Genomic DNA, 18,899 nt, shown 5'->3' on the forward strand with positions numbered 1-18,899 from the left:
CTGAGTTGTGCAATGGATGTCATCCCTGCCATCGATCTATTAGCGGGGCGTTGTGTACGCCTGTATCAGGGTGATTATGCCCAAGCCCAGGTTTTTGATCAAAGTCCGGTTGCGATCGCTCGCCAATGGAGTGCTCAACTGGCTCCTCGCTTACATCTTGTCGATTTGGATGGTGCCAAAGCTGGACATCCTGTGAATCTTGAGAGCATTGCGGCGATTGTTGCGGCCGTGGAGGTGCCGATTCAGGTCGGGGGGGGGGCTGCGCGATCGCGCCAGTGTTAAACAGCTCCTGGATCTGGGGGTTCACCAGGTGATTTTGGGAACCATTGCTGTGGAGCAACCCCAACTCGTCGCCGACCTCTGTGGAGAATTTCCGGGACAAATTATCGTTGGCATTGATGCTCGGGAAGGGCGGGTGGCAACCAAGGGGTGGCTAGAGACCTCGGACGTTTTAGCGACGGATCTGGCCCAACAAATGACAACCTTGGGAGTCAGTGCCCTGATCTATACCGATATACATCGGGATGGAACCCTCCAAGGCCCTAACCTAGCGTCTTTGCGGGAACTGGCAACCACTGTATCAATTCCCGTCATTGCCTCGGGGGGCATCAGTTCCATCACTGACTTACTGAGCTTGCTGAGTCTGGTACCCCTGGGGGTCACAGGTGCCATTGTGGGTCGAGCCTTATATACGGGTGCGATTGCCTTACCAGAGGCGTTGCGAGCCATCGGCAATGGGCGCTGGCAGGATGTCCCCACGACGGATGTAGGTTTCTCCACCTTTGCCTAGTCATGCTTGATTGCCTCCAAACAGCAACCAACCTCGCGGACTGACCGGGCTACAATCTGGGAAATAAATGCTGAGTTTTGTAAACTAGAAGTATCCTCCGCACCTAATGCAACTATGAATCTTGATAGCCTGATTGACTCGCTGCGTAAAGGATGGCAAATCTCCCTGGGAGCGACATCTTCCCTCATAGAGATGCTGCAAGACCCGGAAAAGCGTCAGCAAAATGTTCATCAGTGGGAAGAATCCCTGAGTGAACTGCCCTATGTGCTTCAAGATCCTCAGAAACGGGACGAGCGCATCCAACAACTTCAGGAGACCCTGGAACAATTAACCCAAGAATGGGCTACTAAAGGTGAAGTCGCTGAGCGGGAAGGGCGCAGTTTTGTCGAAACGCTATTAGGACACTATCGTCAACAACAGCAGGACGCAGCTAGCCACGCAACCGTGAATACAACAGCAACAACCGTGGTATCAACGGCTCTCCAAACAGAGCTACAGGAACTCACCACCCAGGTCGCTGCGATTCGAGCGGAACTTGAGCAGTTGCGCCAGCAGGACGGCTCTGCACCCCAGTAACCGGTCACCACTCCTTCAAGGCTTCAGTAATGCCCTGATGCAGTGCCGCAGATAGATTGACCGCTGCTAAGTGTGCTTGGAGTTGTTGATAAATAGTTTCGGGTGTGCCCACTTGCTTGAGGGCTGTAATGGTGTGTAACCTGACACCCAAATCTGCATCCGCGAGGAGTTGAATCAGGGGTTCCAACCCTTGAATGGCTCCCAATTGCCCCAAAGCCAGGGCTGCCAGCTGGCGAATCCTAGGGTGTTGGAAACTGGGGGTATTGGACTGTAAACCTGAGATCAAAATTGCGGCGGCTGCCGCCTTGAGATCAGGGGTCACTCGTCCCAGGATGTTGACAATTTCCTGAGACAGTAGGATCGATCTGTCTGACGGGTGATCCAGGGTGAGGCTGTGGCCTAAGGCTTCCAGAGCCTTAGCAGTGCCAATCCAGCCCAAGGCTCGGACAATTTCAATCTCAAGTTCGATGGTCGTCCCCACGGCCTTTAGCCGCTGCATCAGCATTGTCACAGCTGCACCCGTTCCCCAGCGCCCCAGGGCGATCGCTGCTTGACGAGCAACCTCTGGATCCATGTCCCAGAGCCGCTCCCCCCAGTATTTGCAACCGATCCAGGTGGGTTGCCAAGTATGGTCGTACCCCCAAGCCTTGAACCGCGACCTGCCTCACCGCCGCCGCCGCATCGCTGAGCGATCGCAACAATACCTCGGGAACCCGCGGGTCTTGTAAATAACTCAGGGCTTCAATGGCAAGGGTACGTACCGTGACATCCTCATCCTCAATGACGCTCAGTAAGGCCGGGATGGTTGCTGGCTGTCCCAGGTAGGCCAGCGATCGTACTCCTAAACAGCGAGTGCTGGGGTCTGCTAGTAAATCAGTCAATGCCGCGATCGCCTCGCTGCCAAAGGCAGCTAGTGACTGAGCGGCTACAACAGCAATTTCAGCCTGATCTTCCGCTACCCCCCGCCACAGTTTGCAGCAGATTTACCAGTGCCGTCAGAACAGCTGGATGCTGAAATTCTCCCAGAATCCGCACCACAAACCAGTGGCATTCCTCCTCCACTTCGGAATTCTGGAGTAGGGCAATTAACGGGTCGATGGCGATCTCCCCCAACCCTGGGAAAACCTTGACCACCTCCCAGCGGGCTTGAAAATCCCCCGCCGACAAAACCGCCAGAGCCAAGGTGAGTAGCTGGAACCGTTCCCCCTGCTCCGGTGGAGTGATCCCAGGAGTGCTGAGAACACAACCTTCTGTGTCCAGGCTTTGTTGCCGTAACCATTGACTCAAAAAAGCCCAATCCTGCCTCTCTAGAGCTGCCTGAGCTAGCTCAAACCCATTGCCGCGCGATCGCAAAATATGATCACCATCCCCAAAACCTCTAAGAAGATACTATCCCTGGGGCAGGAAGCAAGGCAAAAAACATCACAAATAATTGAGAAGTAGGGGGGGGATCTGCAATTCACTCCCACAGAAGGTCAAGAGTCCGGTAGAATCGAATTCCAGGCTCTGGGGGCGTGGCGGAATGGTAGACGCTACAGACTTAAAATCTGTTGATGGTAACATCGTGTGGGTTCAAGTCCCACCGCCCCCATATATTGCGGACATCAGGGATCGATAGACTGACTCCGGCCATCTCCCGAAAACCTTAGATCTACTGCAAGTACCGAGCAGAGAGGTTCAGCTCAATTACATTTTTGACGATCTCGACGAAACTCATCCACCGTGTCATCTCGATAGATAGCGGTGTCAGGGGTCATCAGCTAGGTCGCGATCGCACCGGATCCAGGGGATGGGGTTGGAGATGAAATTGGTGGCTGAAATCTGCGATGGCTGAAGCAGTATACTTTTCAAACATGTTCTGGAGAGATTGACCGGATCTGCACTGTCCCTATGGTGTTTTTGATTCCTGATATTGTTAAGGCTCAACAACCGATCACGCTGAGTGTGGTTGTTCCCGCTTGTAATAATCCCTTGTTTACCGAGCAATGCCTGAATGCCTTGGTGGATACCATGGCGCTCCTGGAACACTATGACCTCTGGGTAGAGCCAGAATATTTACTCATTGATGACCACTCTCAGGATGTGGCGATACAGCGGCTCTTTACCGACTTTCAGCAGGCTTATCCCGGTACTCGGTATTGGGATCTTCAACACAAGCATCACTACACGGGCGTGCTAGCACTGGGGTTGGATGAGGCCAGGGGCGATCGCATTTTGTTTCTCAGCAACGACATGATCCTGACCCCGACCTTTTTAGTGTCCACCCTGGTGGTATCCCTCCTGGATCCGCAGCATGGCATTGTTCGGGGAAAGAGTAACCATTGCGACTGTTTCCCCCAATATGAACTGCTTCCTGTCCAGGATTTGACCACCTATTGGGACATTTGCGAATTTGCGGAACAAGTGCTGGAACAGTTTGGTTGGGCCAGCGCTGAAGACGACATCCTCACGGGGGATTGCTTCATCCTGAGTCGGGCTGTCATTGATGCCATTGGCTCAGTGGATCGGCAGTATTTCAGCTATTTTGGGGACATTGATTATGGATTGCGCGCCCAGCGAGCTGGCTTCAAGTTGGTCTGTGCCCTAGGAGCCTGGCTGTGGCACTGGGGGGCTGGCCACATGATGCACGAAGCATCTACCAGTGGCACCGAAATGCTAGAGCTACGGCAGCGACGGTCGCAGGAAATCCAATCTGCCTATACAAAGTTCCGGCAGAAGTGGCAGCCATCCATGCCTGAGGACTACATCAGTATTAACAATTCGCTGTTGTTTGAGTATTTACGGCAGCTACGGAATGGATAGCCATTGCCACCAGCTCCCTGACTCTGCCGTTGCTTCCCGGTAACTACCCTCCGGAGAAAGACTTGCTCCTTTACGGACAATAAATAGAGTAAAGGGGTAAAGGAGCAAGCGGTTGAGTCGAGATGACTTCTACTTCTCGGCTAGTTTCACTTTGGAGGCCAGCCCCAAAGACTGCAAGACCTGAATCATCATCCAGGTAAAGTCAATTTCCCACCACTCTAAGCCATGTCGGGCAGAGTACTGAAACGCATGGTGGTTATTGTGCCAGCCTTCTCCATAGGTTAAAAGGGCAACCCACCAGCAGTTCGTCGAGCGATCGCCAGCATCGTAGGTACGGTAACCAAACTTATGAGTAGCGCTGTTGACAAACCAAGTGCAGTGGTACACCAACACTAGGCGCACAAAAATTCCCCAGATGACAAAAGGCCAACCCCCGATCAGATATAGCACCACGGCCAGACCAATCTGGACGGGCAGAAAATACTGCTCGAAGAAACGATAGACCGGGTCATTACCGATATCTTTGGTAAATCGGTCAATCTCAGCTTTAGCAGGAACCTCGTAGAACATCCAACCCATATGGCTCCACCAGAAGCCGCGACCAGAGTTGTGGTGATCCACATTTTCATCAGAATGGAGATGGTGGTGGCGGTGCAGACCCACCCACTCAATTGGCCCTCCTTGGCAAGCAAGACTGGCACAAAAAACCAGGAAATATTCCAGCCATCGCGGAGCTTGGAAGCTCCGATGGGTCACCAGACGGTGGAGTCCCAGGGTTACCCCCAGACCACCGGTTACCCAATGTAAGAACACCATCAGGCCAACTGCTGCCCAGCTAAAATTACTCGGCAAGAACGCAAACAGTGCCCCAATATGGACTGTCGCCATAAAGAGAATAATGGGCCAAGCGCGTCGAAGTTGAGTTGAAGTTGCGATAGTCATCCAGAGATTTTAAGGCGTAGGTTTTAATTCCGATCCAGACAATTGATGCGATCCGGTTTAGGCGAGAATGGGCTTGGCATCGCCCACTCCTACATTAAGGTGATTGATGGACAGCTCCAAATTGCTGCAGACAGCAGAGCAAATACTACTACCCATCTTTTCTGGTATTGACGCTCAGGTCAAGCAAAACTTAGGTCGGGTGCTCCAGGCCTTTCGCCACCATCGAGTCGGAGTGCATCATTTTGCAGGGGTGACGGGCTATGGGCATGATGATCTGGGGCGGCAAGTTCTGGATCAAGTTTTTGCCGAAGTCATGGGAGCCGAAGCGGCGGCGGTGCGGGTACAGTTTGTTTCAGGAACCCATGCGATCGCCTGCGCGCTATTTGGAGTGCTGCGTCCCGGCGATGAAATGCTAGCGGTGGCAGGTGCGCCCTACGACACCCTGGAAGAGGTGATTGGTCTGCGGGGAAGTGGGCAGGGTTCCCTGCGAGAATTTGGTATCCATTATCGGCAACTGGATTTGACCACAGCTGGCACCATCAATTGGCCAGCTCTGGCCACCGCGATTACCGATCGCACGCGATTAGTGCTGATTCAACGCTCCTGTGGATACTCTTGGCGCTCCAGTTTAGCGATCGCCGATATTGAGAAAATCATCCATTTGGTGAAGAAACAGAATCCAGATACAGTCTGCTTTGTAGACAACTGTTATGGTGAATTTGTCGCTGATCAAGAACCATCCTCTGTGGGCGCTGATCTGCTAGCCGGCTCTCTGATCAAAAATCCAGGCGGCACCATTGTCGCCGCTGGGGGGTACGTAGCGGGGCGGGCTGATCTGGTGGAAGCTGCGACCTGTCGCTTAACAGCTCCTGGAATTGGCAGTAGTGGCGGCGCTACCCTCGATCAGAACCGATTGTTATTCCAAGGGCTGTTCCTGGCTCCCCAGATGGTGGGAGAGGCCATGAAAGGGAATTATCTCGTGGCTCAGGTATTCCAGCAGTTGGGTTACCCGGTGAACCCGCTACCCACAGCACCCCGAGGTGATGTCATTCAAGCCATCCAATTGGGATCTGCGGAAAAACTCTGCGGCTTCTGCCGTGCAATTCAGCAATCTTCACCCGTTGGGTCTTATTTAGATCCCGTACCTGCTCCGATGCCGGGTTACGACAGCCAGTTAGTGATGGCAGGCGGAACCTTCATTGATGGCAGTACGGCTGAATTTTCCGCCGATGGCCCGCTGCGACCCCCCTATATTGTTTTTTGTCAGGGGGGCACCCACTGGACTCATGTTGCCTTGGCTCTGGAAGCCGCGATCGCTGCGGTTGAGACAGCTAGCAATTAAGTTGCATCAAGCAATGACTCCTATTTCCCCTTGAATACATCTGGCATCGGGGGATAGGTAGGAGCAGGCCGATCGAGCCAAAATTTTATATCCGTCCCTTCAACCACGACCTCGCCAATTGCCGTCATAATGTAGAGCCGCCCTTGGTTGAAGCGGAGGACTGAACTCATGTCCCCTTGGGCAGGCGCAGGCGCAGGAGCAGAGGGGTAATAAAATTCTGGATTGTAGTACCCTGGAGGGGTTCCTGGATATTCCTCCTGAATCCCTAAGTCGTCGTCATTTCCTGGGGTTTGGGGGAGATATGGGTTCGGCTCTTGGTGGGGGGCTGCGTTAATATATGGCTCTGGTAGAGGCGGCGCAGCGGGAAGGATGGTCGGGGAAGGAACCGCAGCGCTTAGCTGCTCTGGAGCCACTGGAAAATCAGCCTGATCGATGACGGGTTCCTGAGCACCATAGGATTTTTGAAAACGAGGTTTATATTCGTGAGGCGGCAGCACCGACGGTTCACGGAGTTCATGGTAGTTGTAAGAAAGAGATTCCTCGGCGACGGCAGGGGGGGGAGGCGGCCAATGAATGGCCTGAATCATGGTGGGCATCTCATCTGCCGCTACTTCTGGATGGGGCTTGGATAGAAAGGGGGGAGGCTGAGGTACCGAAAGGGGGGCCCCTATCCCTGACGCAGTACTTTCTGAGTAACTATTTTCAGAGTCGAGTTGCACCTCTCCTATCTTTGGATTGGTTAGCTCTGTTTTTTGAGTTTCCTGGACTGGACTTAACCACACCAGATAATCCTTTCCCTGAACACATAATTCAGCAGCCCAGGTTTTGATAAACAATGTTCCAGGGTTCATTTCGATATTCTGAACCGGATACCAGGTATTGCGGACTAAAACCAGTAGGTTCATATTCAGGGCATAGCGCAGTCCTGCTTTTCGTTTGTAAGTCCACCATGCCTTCCAAAGATTCACAGCTTCCATGTAGTTGACCTCGTAGCCATCTGGAATTGGAAGCTCTTCGTAAAGGATAAAGCCCTTCTGTGCCGCTGGACTTGTAGGAACGAGAGAACTGTCACACAACACTTGATGAAGGAGGGCCCAATACTCGGACGATTGCCGCACTAATACGGTTCGACCTTGTTCAGTTTTAAGGGTTGCCACGATGCCTCCCCGTTTGGCAATCAACTGCGAGGCATCAAATGCAGTTTCAACCCGGAGATTTTGATTACCAAGCAGTGTGGTATCGCCCTGAACAAACTTCCGAATTAGTGTGACATCATCCAGAGGAGACATAGCTGAAACGGCAGTGACTACATTCCTGATCACCTAGCCTTGCTTCCACCCAGTCCAAGTCTCTGGGGGATTCTAAACTAGATCCGTAGATTCAGAATTCAAGCAATTAAAATTACCTACTCAAAGATCAGACAGCCCAACCTGCTGATCCCCCGCAGACACCGTTCGGAAGTCTACCTATTTTAGCTCAGACTCTACTACCAGCCAAAGGCTGATCATTCCAGCGCCAGGCTCATGCCTGTGGCGGGATCAGCATGCCCCCATTCTAAAATTACCCGTATTTTTACCCCCAACTGTCAAGCAGCTCCAGAGAAAATACTTAGAAAAACTGTGCCTCGCCCAGATCAAGTATTTCAGTAATATTTCTTGGCTTGGAGAACTTGAATGAAAACCCGTATTGATGATGTCATTCCTGGAACAAGACTGACCCAGAGCCAGATAGAATGATGTTTGGCATTGAGGTTTAAATCCTAAATGTCGATCTTTAATGCCCTGAAGAGAGATATTTCCCTGCACTTCAGATTTGAACTGGCGCTTCAATTGCTTTAATCTTTGGCGTTGCTTCTAAGCAGTATCAATGACGAGATCGGCAGCCAGCAACCAATTCAGATCCTCCCTAAAGGGGATATTTCGCTGGAATCCCCACCGCCCGAGGAAAATCGGCGGGGGTGGATCGTTGCTTCTCTAAGCTCACGTAATGACGAATGCTCTGGCTGATGGGCGTGACGATGGCCTCAATGGCGGTGATTCGACCACCCAGTTGCTCGACAACAGGGGCTAGCGCGGTGGTATCTTCCCCCGTCCATTGTCCCCGATAGAGGATGGCAACCCCCCGCTCTCGCAACAGGGGCAAGGCATATTCAACACAGACCGATGCCGTACCCACGGCTCGCACCAGTGCCAGATCATAGGCCCCACGATGGGGCGGCAATTGGCCGACCTGTTCGGATCGACCCACCAGGGGACGAAGGTTTTTCAGTTGCAGGGTGGTCTGAAGGTGCTGCAAACGGGCCACGTTTTTTCTGGGTCGAATCCAACAGGGTGATGGTGGCATCAGGACGGGCGATCGCCACGGGGAGACCGGGGAAGCCCGCCCCTGTCCCGATATCAATCACCCTCAATCCTGGCTGTACCGAGGGCTGCGAGAGTAAGGGTGCCACCCCTTGCAGGGAATCCCAGAGGTGTTTTTCCCAGAATTCTAGGGGGTCGGTGATCCGGGTGAGGTTGAGGCGTTGATTGCCCATCAGGATCTGCTCGTAAATCTGTTGGAATTGCTGTTGTTGATGGGCTGTGGGTTGCCAGCCCAGGGTGATCTCCCAGAGTTCAGGCAGTTCTGGCAGCCGTTGAGGCTCAGGATTCACAAGCATTCCAATACCGATTGAGGGGGTTGTAGTTGAGCCGCCAACCCCTGGGGATCAACCCTCTGGAGAATCCCATGGTTAAGCGTCCAACAGTAATCGGCGATCGCCAGTAATTCTCCCGCATCATGGGAAACCACTAACAGCGACCAGTGTTGTTTCAATTTTGCCAGCAGATTCACGAGTTGGCGGCGCATGGACCAATCTAGGCCCGCCATGGGCTCATCCAGCAACAACAGATGGGGTTGGCGAATTAATTGCACGGCCAGAGACAGCCGCCGCTGTTGCCCTCCACTCAAGGATTGGGGAGCGGTTTGCAGGGGCAAATGATCAAGACCGACTTCACTGAGGGCCTGTTGCATTTGTTCAGAGCGCAGTTCCGGATGCCCCAACCGCAGTTCTTCCAGGATGGTGCCGCCACAGAAATGGCGTTCGGGGAACTGAAACACCAAACCCCCCAACTGCTGAAGATGGGAGGGGGTTAAGACCTGATCGCGCCAGAGAATTTCACCAGAGGTTTTATGTGCCAACCCCGCCAGAATTTCTAGGAGGGTACTTTTCCCAGACCCACTGGGGCCAATCACCAATCCCAGTTTCTGGGGCGCAAACTCCAGGCTGACCGCTTTGAGAATGGCAGTCGCACTGGCGGCGGGATGGTAAGTCAAGTTTTTCAGATATAGCATTCGCGATCGCTGGCAACGAAAGAAATCAGGGCTGTCTTTTTCCCCGTTATCATAGGGAAGAAAAGGTCAGTCTGACGGATAGCTCGTGGATGTGTTTTCATTGTGACAAATTTATTGTGAACGACTTCGGGTGGTTCCAGCCCCATCAATCCTGGTGATGTCCTTGGAACTGAACGGATGCTCCGCCGTCATTTGATAACGCCGCCGTGCAGATTGCGAGAGGTAACCCATGCCCCTTCAACCCTCATCCTGGAAACGTATGGTGCCGATGGTGGTCGGTACCGTGGCAATTGTAATCGGTTTATGGACGAATCTTGCCTTTGCAAAAGATCCCTTTCGCACTAGTAACCCCCACCCGATTAGTGCCAATACCGAAGCAGCTTTTCGGGCTGTGTTTGAACTGGGGAACTATCCGGAAGCCGGACGGGTTCTCCAGCAACCAGATGCCAATGAACCCCTATCCTATGCCCTCAAGGCAGCGATCGCCTTTCTGAGTGTGGATACCAAGGCGTTGAGAAACAATGACCCGGTTGCTCTGAAGAATCTGGATGACTTTAAGCTCAATGGCACCCAAACCCGCGAAGTTGCGGAAAAGCTGCTGGCCACCGATCCACTCCGGGGCAATCTCTACCTTGCCGTCGGCCACTTTTTAGAGGGGGCCTACGCCATCACCAGTTTGGGTACGGTGGCCGGTCTGCCGACAGCCCTCTCCAAGTTGGAACTGGTGCAGAAGTATTTAGGGCAGGCTGAGGCGATTAACCGCAATGATCCAGAACTGAGTTTGATTAAAGGGTATATGGATCTGTTGTTAGCCGTAAATCTGCCGTTCTCGAACCCAGACGACGCGATCGCCCGCTTGACCCAGTATGCAGCGCCTCGCTATTTGGCCTATCGCGGTATTGCCATCGCCTATCGAGATCTGAAGCAATTTGACAAAGCCCTGGATGCCGTCAACCAAACCTTGAAAGATAACCCCAACAATCCAGAAGTCCTGTACCTAAAAGCCCAGATTTTCTATCAGCAAGGGAACTACCCGCAAGCCTTGGCCCTGTTTGACCAAGCCTTAACCAAGAAAGACCAACTACCCCCAGGGGTGGTCAGAACCCTGACCCGGGAGCGAGATAAGACGGCACGGAAACTGGCCCAGTCAGCTCCCCAGCCCAGCCCCACCCCTACTGCCACCCCCCAACCAAGTCCGCAATAGGATGGAGATATCTGCACCTTAACTGGAGACGCTGGTTTGGATATCAAATTCCGTGAATTTAACCCCTTTGACCTATGGATCTGGCTGGAGTTTGCCACGGTTCCCTCAGAAATGGAAAAGCAGTACGTTGAAGAAGTCTTCAGCTCTTGGTTTTTTCTTGGGAAGCTGGGCAGCTTCAATGCTGAGAATCTCCAAGTGCAAGAGATGGGCATTGACATCAGCTATATGGACTACGACACCAGCATGGCAGAGGATAGCCTGTTGGCACTGATGCACAATATGGCAGAGGTAGAGTACGAAGGCACCTGGGCGCGGTGTTGGTTTGATATGGGCACCAGTGATGCCATCGCCCTAGATATTTTGATCAATGCCTTTCAGCAGTTTGGCAAAGACTACGTTGCCATTGAGAAGCTGATTATTGGGGGACACAATGAAGACTGGCCAGTCGCCCAATCTCGACGGTCAGATGTCTATTCAGGGAATGATCTCAACTAGCCTCTAGATTTGTGCTGATTCTCCCTCCAATAGGTTGTAAAAGATCATCAAGCTTAATACGCAAAGGATGACACCCCTTGCTAGGCTGGAGTTATTCACTCATGAGATTGGTTGTACTACTCGGATACGGTTGCACTCTCTCGGCGGCAATGGGTTGTGTGCAAGACAACTACATTGCGATTCAGTAGGAGATGCTTGGATGGAGGATCCCCTCATTCCTCTCTCGATTGTGAGAGGATGGGGGGATTCAATTTGTGTCCAACACTACCAGGCCCAGGGGTTAATGGGAACGCTATCAACAAAAAAGCTTGAGGCGATCGCCGGTCAGACCGCCCGTCTACAAAGGTTCTAAGTTGCCTGACCAGCACTATATTTTGGCGCTTCGCAATGACGACCCAACCAAAGATTATTGTTTTGGACGACGATCCGACGGGTTCTCAAACCGTTCACAGTTGCCTGTTGCTGACCTGTTGGGATCAGGAAACCCTGGAACTGGCCTTTGAAGATGCGGCACCGATCTTCTTTATCCTCACCAATACCCGTGCCCTGTCCCCCGAGAAAGCGGCGGCGGTGACGCGGCAGGTCTGTCACAACTTGAAATTAGCCATTGAGACCGTTGGCATTGACAATTTTTTGGTTGTCAGCCGCTCTGACTCAACCCTGAGGGGACATTACCCAATTGAAACCGATGCGATCGCCGCAGAATTGGGTGACTTTGATGCCCATTTTTTGGTTCCGGCGTTTTTTTGAAGGAGGACGCACCACCCGCGACAGCATCCACTACCTGCGGGTGAAGGGGGTGGATACGCCAGTTCACGAAACCGAGTTTGCCCAGGATTCTGTGTTTGCTTACCATCATAGCTACCTCCCCGATTATGTAGCTGAAAAAACCCACGGGCGGATTGCGGCCCAACAGGTTGAGCGGTTTTTGTTGGCGGATATTCGAGCCGGAAGCCTGGAGCGGCTCTTACGCCTGCACAACAACCAATGTGCCGTTGTCGATGGCGAGACCCAGGCAGATCTGAACCGCTTCGCTGCTGATGTGTTAGTGGCGGTCTCCCAGGGTAAGCGGTTTTTATTTCGGAGTGCCGCCAGTCTACTCACGGCCCTGGCTGGATTACCTCCCCAACCCATCCCCCCAGAGGCGATGGCCCAGTATGTCCGCGCTGGTAAGCCGGGGGTGGTGATTGTGGGTTCCCATGTGCAAAAAACGACGGAGCAACTGCAATGCTTGCTCCAGGCACCGGGAACCGTGGGCATTGAAGTTGAGGTGACCCGACTGTTGCCCGACCATGCCGATGCCTACCAAACCTTGCTGAGGGAGGTGGTGCAAGCTGTCCATAGGGTGCATGCTGCATCCCAGACTGCCGTTGTCTTCACCAGCCGTCAGGAACTCGCCTTTGCCGATGTCCCCACCCGTCTTAAGTTCGGGGAATTAGTTTCCAGCTTTCTGATGGATATTGTCCATCAGTTGCCCACCGACATTGGCTACTTAATTAGCAAGGGGGGCATTACCTCCAACGATACCCTCAGCAAAGGTCTGGGACTGAAAACCGCTCGTCTGCTGGGTCAGGTGATGGCAGGTTGTTCAATGGTGCGCACAGCGCCGGATCATCCCCAGTTTCCAGGGTTGCCCGTTGTCCTCTTCCCTGGCAATGTGGGGGACGTGGATGCTTTGGCGACGGTTTATCAACGTCTGAGTCAGTACCTTTAATGGCCCCAGGGGAGATGCTGCAAAATGGAACGGATTGGCTGGATTGGTCTGGGAATTATGGGGAAGCCAATGGCGCTGAACCTATTGCGGGCTGGCTATCCCTTGGTGGTTTATAACCGCAGTCGTCCCGCCATGGAGGAACTGAGAGCAGCGGGAGCCAAGTTGGCAGAGTCTCCCCACGCAATTGCCCAGCAAAGTGATGTGGTGATCACCCTTTTGCCTGACTCCCCCGATGTGTCAACGGTGATCTTAGGGCCAAGCGGGGCGATCGCGGGTACCCGCCCTGGGATGTTGGTGATTGATATGTCTACCATTGCACCTGGGACGGCACGCCAGATTGACGCAGCCTTAAAATCCCAAGAAGTCTCGTTTTTGGATGCTCCGGTGTCCGGTGGGGATATTGGTGCCCAGCAGGGAACGCTTTCGATTATGGTCGGGGGGGAGGAGGCAGCCGTTGAGCGAGCCCTGCCAATTTTGCAGGTGTTGGGTCAGAACATCGTCCACATGGGAGCCGCCGGTGCCGGACAGGTGACCAAAGCTTGTAACCAAATTGTTGTGGCATTAACCGTCCAGGCGATCGCAGAAGCCCTCACCTTCGCCCAGAAGTCTGGAGTCGATAGGGCGAAGGTGAGGGAGGCACTTCTGGGAGGCTTTGCCCAAAGTCGGGTTCTGGAGGTTCACGGTCAACGGATGCTGGAGGGATGCTTTCAGCCCGGATTCAAACTGAAGCTCCATCGCAAGGATATGAATATTGTTTTGGAGACCGGTCGAGACCTGCAAATTCCCTTACCGGGGAGTGCCCAAGTAGCAACTCTAATGGATGCCCTGTTGGCCCAAGGTCAGGGAGAGCTGGACAATTCCGTATTAGTCACCCTATACGAAGGCTTGGCTGGTCTCTCTGCATCCAGCAACCCAAGATAGGGGAGGCACCTGATAATAAATATTCCAGGGTTTTAGGGAACTATCCATGGACGTTGCCCCCCTAGCTCAGAAAAATTTTAGAAAAATCCGATGCAGATTTCTCCATCGCTCCTTTAGGCAGGAATCACCTGAATCACCAGCGCCCGCTTATCCAGGGTCTGAATTTTACCGACTTGACTGAGGTCATTGGCAATCCGATCTAGCATCTCCGCAGCCCGATCGCGATATTGATGTTCCCGACCCCGTAATCGAATCAGAAACTTCACCGAATCACCCTTGGTCAGCCACTGAACAGCTTTATCAATACTGAGCTGATAATCAGATACCCCAATATTGGGACGGAGCCTCACTTCTTTCACCGTTGGTCTAGCGCTCTGACTCTGGCGTTTCTTCTGTTGATACTGAAGTTTGCCATAATTCAGAATCTTCGCTACTGGCGCGTCTGCACCTTGGGAGACAACTACCAGGTCAAGTTCCACACTCTCAGCTAACTGGAGAGCGTCGTAGGTATCAGTCAGACCAAGCTTGTTATTTTCATGGTCAATTAAAAAGACCTGAGGAGACTTGATTTGACGGTTAATTAGTTGTTTTTGGGCTACGATGATGTTTTCCTCTTAGTGGGTCAATATTTTACTATGTAAGTGCTATTAAGCTAGCATAGCACTTTCTCTCTGTGTAGCCTCCAGTGGTAGGCTAGGTGCCGCTGCTCCAGAGGAGTGAGTTCGACCACTGGCGATCGCACCCACGGTCTTGACAGCATCACAGCGCTTTTGATCAATGGTAGCTATGGTCAACTCTACCCCAGAGAGACAAGGTGAATGTCAGCCAAAAGCTGCCCTGATCGTTGGTGCCAGCCAGGGAATTGGCTTGGAGTTTGTGCGTCAGTTGCTAAAAATTGAACAGGTGGAGCGGCTCTACACCACCTATCGCAATTCTGGCTCAGAACTGTTGCAGATTTCCGATCCACGTTTACGCTGCCTGCCTATGGAGATTACCGATGAATCCCAGATTGCGGCGGTTGTGCAAGCAATCCAGGCAGAGACTCCAGTACTCCACACCGTGATCAACTGCGTGGGGGTGTTGCATGAGGGAAGCCTGCAGCCGGAAAAAAGTCTGCGCCACCTTAAAGCCGAACAACTACTGCGTTATTTTCAGATAAATAGTATTGGTGCTGTGCTATTGGCAAAGCAGGTGCAGCCTTTGTTAAAGCACAGTGAACGTGCCATCCTGGCAACCATTTCCGCCAAAATTGGCAGCATTGGAGATAACCATCTGGGGGGATGGTATGGTTACCGCGCCTCCAAAGCTGCGTTGAATATGTTCATGCGCACGACTGCGATTGAATATCAGCGTTTGTGTCCCCGGACAATTGTTGTCACGTTGCATCCCGGCACAACAGATACCCAATTATCTCGCCCCTTTAAGCGCCAAGTAAAACCAGAACAATTGTTCTCAGTTGAGCGCACTGTTAAACAACTTCTAGAGGTGCTGGATCGACTGCAAGAACGTGACAGTGGGGAGTTCTTTTCCTGGGATGGGAATCGTCTACCCTGGTAAGTACAACTACAAGTTAATGCCAGGGAGACAACCCCTGAAAAGGATGCTCGATCTAGGCAGATCTTGACATGGACGGAGGTTGATCGCCTGATCATTACTGTTGGGGCAAAATTCAGTTGGTTCGTGATCGGCCTGCCCTACCAAGAGTGTTTAATCATGCTTTGGCCATTGGCGCAGCAACAATCATCCCCACCTTGGTGGATATTCCCTGGAAACCCTGGCATAGGTTTGCAAGATGAATGCTTCCCGACCTAAAAGCTGGTTGATCAAAGGCCTAGCGATGGTGTCGTTGGCGATCGCCTATTACCTGACAGCTGAGCTGGGACGACACCTGGCTTCGACACCACAATCTGTAACACCAGTGTGGCTCCCGGATGGGATTGCATCGGCGGCAGTCTTGTTGCTGGGGTTCTGGATTTGTCCCGGCATCTGGCTAGGAGCGTTTCTCGCCAATGTCTGGGCATTTTGGGATGCATCCAGTATTGCAACCATTCTCGTTTCCCTGTTGAAAGCTAGCAGCATTGGGGTAGGCACTACCCTGGGAACCCTGATCGGGGCTTCTTTGTTACAACGGTTTCATAGAGAAGGGGAGTTGCTCAGCCGCCCACTGCATATTTTCCAATTCGTGGTCTTAACAGGTCTGACGGGGCCGATTGTCAATGCCACCGTCGGAGTCACCACCCTGACAATAGCTGGAAATGTTCCCTGGTCAGCCTTTGCTACAAACTGGCTCACCTGGTGGATCTCGAATGTGGCAGGGATTCTGATTGTAACTCCGCTCCTGCTGAGTTGGGTGCCCCTGCTTGCCAGCCATCGATTTGCCATTCAGCAACTGAGTCTTCACTGGCTGCGCTCACCCAGGACTCCGTTGCATCGACCGGCTGCATTTTTTTGGCAGTTTGGGGAAGCAATCTTGTTACTGGTGACCGCCGTGGCGGTGGCTCGGATCACACTTTGGAGTCCCCTGAGCATTAAATTTTTAGTCCTGCCGTTTCTGGTTTGGTCTGCATTTCGCTACGGGGTGCCCGGCGCTACGTTGGCAATTGCCCTGCTTTCAGCCATTGCGGTTGTGGCCACTGTCCATGGATTTGGCCCCTTTATCAACCGAGACTTCAATCTATCGCTCCTGATGCTGCAAGCATTTATTGGGGTGGTCGTCCTCACCACCCTGGTCTTGGCCGCAGCCATTACCCAGCAACGGAAAATAGAACGGAAGTTGCGGGAGCAAACTTACCAACTCGGTCTGACCCTTGAGTCGCTTCGAGAGTTAAAAGAACGGTTTGAACTGTTTCTTCGAGCGTCTAATGATGGAGTTTGGGATTGGAACTTCGTCACTAACGAAATCTACTTTTCTCCTCGATGGAAGGAAATGATTGGTTATGGGGATCACGAACTTCCCAACACCCTATCTTCTTGGTCAAAGGTGATCTTTTCAGAAGACTATGTCACTGCCCTGAAATTGGTCGAGGACTATAACGCGGGTCGGGTGTCTCAGTTCTTAACGACCCAGCGATTGCATCATCGCAATGGCTCGACGGTATACGTGTTGTCCCGAGCGATTCATATTAAAGATGCTCAGAATCAGGTGATTCGGATGGTAGGGGCTCATACTGATATCACCGATTTGTTAGAGATTCAACAAGAACTCCAGCGCTCTAAAACTGCCATCGAACAGCAATTTCAGCGGGCACTGCTGCTGAAGAAGATCACCCAGGAAATTCGCAAAAGTTTGGATGCAAACCAAATCTTTGCGATTGCTGCAACCCAGGTGGGGCAGGCGTTCCAAGTAAATCGTTGCTTAATCTATAGCTATACCAGCACGCCCACCCCTCAACTTCCACTGGTTGCCGAGTATTTGCAGCCAGGTTACTCATCCCTCCTGGGCCAGGAGATTCCCCTTGCTGGAAATCCTCATGCGATGACGCTGCTGGCACAGGATGAGGCGATCGCCTCGCCCGATGTCGATGCTGACCCGCTCCTGCACCCTGTTTCCTGGTTGTGTCAGCAGTTGGGTCTCCAGTCTATGTTGGCGGTGCGTACTTCTTACCAGGGACAGCCCAATGGTTTGATTGCCTTACACCAGTGCGATCGCCGTCACCTCTGGACAGCTGATGAAATTGAACTCCTGGAATCTGTGGCCACCCAGGTCGGGATTGCCCTGGCCCAGGCCTATCTTTTAGAGCAGGAACGTCAACAACGGGAGCAACTCACGTTGAAAAATGCAGCCTTGGAACAGGCAACCCAGGAGGCAGAAGCGGCAAATCGCGCCAAAAGCGAATTTTTAGCGATGATGAGCCATGAAATTCGTACCCCAATGAATGCGGTGATTGGCATGACTGGACTGCTCCTGGATATGCAACTCCCCCCCCGAGCAGCAAGACTTTGTGGAGACGATTCGCAGCAGCAGTGATGCCCTCTTGACCATCATCAACGATATTCTCGACTTCTCTAAGATTGAATCGGGGAAGCTGGAGTTGGAATCCTACCCGCTTAATCTCCGCAATTGTGTGGAGGAATCCCTCGATTTCATTGCCTCCCAAGCCGTCACCAAGAAAATTGAACTGCTTTACTGGCTCGATCCCCAGATCCCGGATGAAATTGTTGGCGATGTTACCCGTCTCCGCCAGATTTTAATTAATTTGCTCAATAATGCGGTGAAATTTACCAGCCAGGGAGAGGTGTTCCTCTCTGCCACCGTCGAGAAAATCACCCCTCAGGAAATCCCTGACCATCAGCTAGGTCTGGCTGAAGCATTGCCAGCCCCCAACCCCCAGGGCAGCTCTCCATTGCAACTGCGCTTTGCGGTCAAGGATACGGGGATTGGTATTCCCCGCGATCGCCTGCAGCGGTTGTTCCAATCCTTTAGCCAGGTTGACTCCTCCATTACACGAAAGTATGGCGGGACTGGGTTAGGACTCGCGATCAGTAAGCATCTCTGTGAAATGATGCAGGGAACCATTGGCGTTGAGAGCCAGGTTGGGCAGGGATCAACCTTCTGGTTCACCATTTTGACCCATGCTACCCCCGATCCAGATACCTCGGAGAGCGTCATTCCTCCCCTGGAACTAGCGGGTAAACGGTTGCTGATTGTGGATGCCAACACCACAAATTGCCAGATTCTGACGCTACAAACTCAATCCTGGGGAATGTTCCCTCAATCCGTTCACTCCGGCACAGAAGCCCTGGAACAGCTGAGTCAGCAGCCTGATTTTGACCTGTCAATTGT

Annotated in this window: 17 protein-coding genes, 1 tRNA gene and 3 pseudogenes; 13 read left to right on the forward strand and 8 right to left on the reverse strand. The window is 52.6% G+C overall.

Annotation, left to right across the window (positions count from 1 at the left end; translation table 11 throughout):
* Positions 1–12 precede the first annotated feature (12 nt).
* A pseudogene (gene hisA, locus DO97_RS12765) lies at positions 13–790 on the forward strand (1-(5-phosphoribosyl)-5-[(5-phosphoribosylamino)methylideneamino]imidazole-4-carboxamide isomerase).
* A 114-nt stretch (positions 791–904) separates the two neighbouring features.
* The gene (locus tag DO97_RS12770; RefSeq protein WP_036534026.1) at positions 905–1,366 is read left to right on the forward strand and encodes a hypothetical protein; all 462 of its coding nucleotides are present in this window, start codon (positions 905–907) and stop codon (positions 1,364–1,366) included.
* A gap of 4 nt (positions 1,367–1,370) precedes the next feature.
* On the opposite strand, the gene DO97_RS23180 is transcribed toward DO97_RS12770, so the two are convergent.
* The 3 genes from DO97_RS23180 to DO97_RS23190 are packed head-to-tail and all read right to left on the reverse strand — an operon-like array spanning position 1,371 to position 2,719.
* A complete protein-coding gene (locus DO97_RS23180) occupies positions 1,371–1,940 on the reverse strand; it encodes a HEAT repeat domain-containing protein (RefSeq protein WP_052128702.1) in 570 nt (189 codons plus the stop codon).
* The gene (locus tag DO97_RS23185) at positions 1,825–2,247 is read right to left on the reverse strand and encodes a HEAT repeat domain-containing protein (protein WP_081980741.1); all 423 of its coding nucleotides are present in this window, start codon (positions 2,245–2,247) and stop codon (positions 1,825–1,827) included. The genes DO97_RS23180 and DO97_RS23185 overlap by 116 nt, the downstream gene beginning before the upstream one ends.
* 58 nt (positions 2,248–2,305) lie before the next feature.
* Entirely contained in the window at positions 2,306–2,719 is a 414-nt protein-coding gene (locus tag DO97_RS23190; protein ID WP_052128703.1) for a hypothetical protein, read from the reverse strand.
* A gap of 155 nt (positions 2,720–2,874) precedes the next feature.
* Here DO97_RS23190 and DO97_RS12780 point away from each other — a divergent pair.
* Both DO97_RS12780 and DO97_RS12785 read left to right on the forward strand, forming a co-directional pair.
* Positions 2,875–2,957: transfer RNA gene (locus DO97_RS12780), tRNA-Leu, on the forward strand.
* Positions 2,958–3,256: 299 nt separating this feature from the next.
* Positions 3,257–4,168, forward strand: a complete 912-nt coding sequence (locus DO97_RS12785) for a glycosyltransferase family 2 protein (protein ID WP_036534029.1) — start codon at positions 3,257–3,259, stop codon at positions 4,166–4,168.
* Between the two features lie 129 nt (positions 4,169–4,297).
* Here DO97_RS12785 and DO97_RS12790 read toward each other — a convergent pair whose 3' ends face one another.
* On the reverse strand, positions 4,298–5,110 hold the full coding sequence (locus tag DO97_RS12790) for an acyl-CoA desaturase (protein WP_036534031.1): 813 nt from the start codon (positions 5,108–5,110) through the stop codon (positions 4,298–4,300).
* Between the two features lie 106 nt (positions 5,111–5,216).
* Here DO97_RS12790 and DO97_RS12795 point away from each other — a divergent pair, with 106 nt between their 5' ends.
* Positions 5,217–6,452 (forward strand): methionine gamma-lyase family protein, encoded by a 1,236-nt coding sequence (locus DO97_RS12795; protein ID WP_036534034.1) that lies wholly within the window; start codon positions 5,217–5,219, stop codon positions 6,450–6,452.
* Between the two features lie 20 nt (positions 6,453–6,472).
* Here the strand turns inward: DO97_RS12795 and DO97_RS12800 are convergent, their stop codons facing one another.
* From DO97_RS12800 to DO97_RS12810, 3 genes and pseudogenes are all read right to left on the reverse strand, one after another.
* Positions 6,473–7,741: a hypothetical protein gene (locus tag DO97_RS12800; RefSeq protein WP_036534036.1), complete on the reverse strand. Its 1,269-nt coding sequence runs from the start codon at positions 7,739–7,741 to the stop codon at positions 6,473–6,475.
* A gap of 616 nt (positions 7,742–8,357) precedes the next feature.
* Positions 8,358–9,108, reverse strand: a pseudogene (gene rsmG / locus DO97_RS31250) (16S rRNA (guanine(527)-N(7))-methyltransferase RsmG).
* On the reverse strand, positions 9,099–9,782 hold the full coding sequence (locus tag DO97_RS12810) for an ABC transporter ATP-binding protein (protein WP_036534039.1): 684 nt from the start codon (positions 9,780–9,782) through the stop codon (positions 9,099–9,101). The pseudogene rsmG and the gene DO97_RS12810 overlap by 10 nt, the downstream one beginning before the upstream one ends.
* Before the next feature lie 229 nt (positions 9,783–10,011).
* Here DO97_RS12810 and DO97_RS12815 point away from each other — a divergent pair, with 229 nt between their 5' ends.
* The 5 genes and pseudogenes from DO97_RS12815 (at position 10,012) to DO97_RS12830 (ending at position 14,116) form a co-directional block, all read left to right on the forward strand.
* On the forward strand, positions 10,012–10,986 hold the full coding sequence (locus tag DO97_RS12815) for a Sll0314/Alr1548 family TPR repeat-containing protein (RefSeq protein ID WP_072016442.1): 975 nt from the start codon (positions 10,012–10,014) through the stop codon (positions 10,984–10,986).
* 36 nt (positions 10,987–11,022) lie between these two features.
* Positions 11,023–11,481, forward strand: a complete 459-nt coding sequence (locus DO97_RS12820; protein ID WP_036534042.1) for a DUF3531 family protein — start codon at positions 11,023–11,025, stop codon at positions 11,479–11,481.
* A 199-nt stretch (positions 11,482–11,680) separates the two neighbouring features.
* On the forward strand, positions 11,681–11,833 hold the full coding sequence (locus DO97_RS24420; protein WP_162182994.1) for a hypothetical protein: 153 nt from the start codon (positions 11,681–11,683) through the stop codon (positions 11,831–11,833).
* Positions 11,834–11,868: 35 nt separating this feature from the next.
* A pseudogene (locus DO97_RS12825) lies at positions 11,869–13,195 on the forward strand (four-carbon acid sugar kinase family protein).
* A gap of 24 nt (positions 13,196–13,219) precedes the next feature.
* Positions 13,220–14,116, forward strand: coding sequence for a 2-hydroxy-3-oxopropionate reductase (locus DO97_RS12830; protein WP_036534045.1), 897 nt, complete (start codon positions 13,220–13,222; stop codon positions 14,114–14,116).
* Positions 14,117–14,229: 113 nt separating this feature from the next.
* On the opposite strand, the gene infC is transcribed toward DO97_RS12830, so the two are convergent.
* Positions 14,230–14,721, reverse strand: a complete 492-nt coding sequence (infC, locus tag DO97_RS12835) for a translation initiation factor IF-3 (RefSeq protein ID WP_081980742.1) — start codon at positions 14,719–14,721, stop codon at positions 14,230–14,232.
* A 181-nt stretch (positions 14,722–14,902) separates the two neighbouring features.
* Here infC and DO97_RS12840 point away from each other — a divergent pair, with 181 nt between their 5' ends.
* From DO97_RS12840 to DO97_RS26670, 3 genes are all read left to right on the forward strand, one after another.
* Positions 14,903–15,673, forward strand: a complete 771-nt coding sequence (locus DO97_RS12840) for an SDR family NAD(P)-dependent oxidoreductase (RefSeq protein WP_052128704.1) — start codon at positions 14,903–14,905, stop codon at positions 15,671–15,673.
* Positions 15,674–15,908: 235 nt separating this feature from the next.
* A complete protein-coding gene (locus tag DO97_RS26665; protein ID WP_052128705.1) occupies positions 15,909–18,083 on the forward strand; it encodes an MASE1 domain-containing protein in 2,175 nt (724 codons plus the stop codon).
* Positions 18,058–18,899 (forward strand): ATP-binding protein (locus tag DO97_RS26670; protein ID WP_275575021.1); only part of this gene is annotated, 842 nt, incomplete at its 3' end. The genes DO97_RS26665 and DO97_RS26670, both read left to right, overlap by 26 nt.

The organism is Neosynechococcus sphagnicola sy1, from assembly GCF_000775285.1.
GTDB classification, from domain to species: domain Bacteria; phylum Cyanobacteriota; class Cyanobacteriia; order Neosynechococcales; family Neosynechococcaceae; genus Neosynechococcus; species Neosynechococcus sphagnicola.

Bases quoted from the DNA above. Each gene is read 5' to 3' on its own strand.
- DO97_RS12770 (WP_036534026.1), top strand. From the start codon at position 905: ATGAATCTTGATAGCCTGATTGACTCGCTGCGTAAAGGATGGCAAATC.
- DO97_RS23180 (WP_052128702.1), bottom strand. From the start codon at position 1,940: ATGGATCCAGAGGTTGCTCGTCAAGCAGCGATCGCCCTGGGGCGCTGG.
- DO97_RS12785 (WP_036534029.1), top strand. From the start codon at position 3,257: ATGGTGTTTTTGATTCCTGATATTGTTAAGGCTCAACAACCGATCACG.
- DO97_RS12790 (WP_036534031.1), bottom strand. From the start codon at position 5,110: ATGACTATCGCAACTTCAACTCAACTTCGACGCGCTTGGCCCATTATT.
- DO97_RS12795 (WP_036534034.1), top strand. From the start codon at position 5,217: ATGGACAGCTCCAAATTGCTGCAGACAGCAGAGCAAATACTACTACCC.
- DO97_RS12800 (WP_036534036.1), bottom strand. From the start codon at position 7,741: ATGTCTCCTCTGGATGATGTCACACTAATTCGGAAGTTTGTTCAGGGC.
- DO97_RS12810 (WP_036534039.1), bottom strand. From the start codon at position 9,782: ATGCTATATCTGAAAAACTTGACTTACCATCCCGCCGCCAGTGCGACT.
- DO97_RS12815 (WP_072016442.1), top strand. From the start codon at position 10,012: ATGCCCCTTCAACCCTCATCCTGGAAACGTATGGTGCCGATGGTGGTC.
- DO97_RS24420 (WP_162182994.1), top strand. From the start codon at position 11,681: ATGGAGGATCCCCTCATTCCTCTCTCGATTGTGAGAGGATGGGGGGAT.
- DO97_RS12830 (WP_036534045.1), top strand. From the start codon at position 13,220: ATGGAACGGATTGGCTGGATTGGTCTGGGAATTATGGGGAAGCCAATG.
- DO97_RS12840 (WP_052128704.1), top strand. From the start codon at position 14,903: ATGGTCAACTCTACCCCAGAGAGACAAGGTGAATGTCAGCCAAAAGCT.
- DO97_RS26665 (WP_052128705.1), top strand. From the start codon at position 15,909: ATGAATGCTTCCCGACCTAAAAGCTGGTTGATCAAAGGCCTAGCGATG.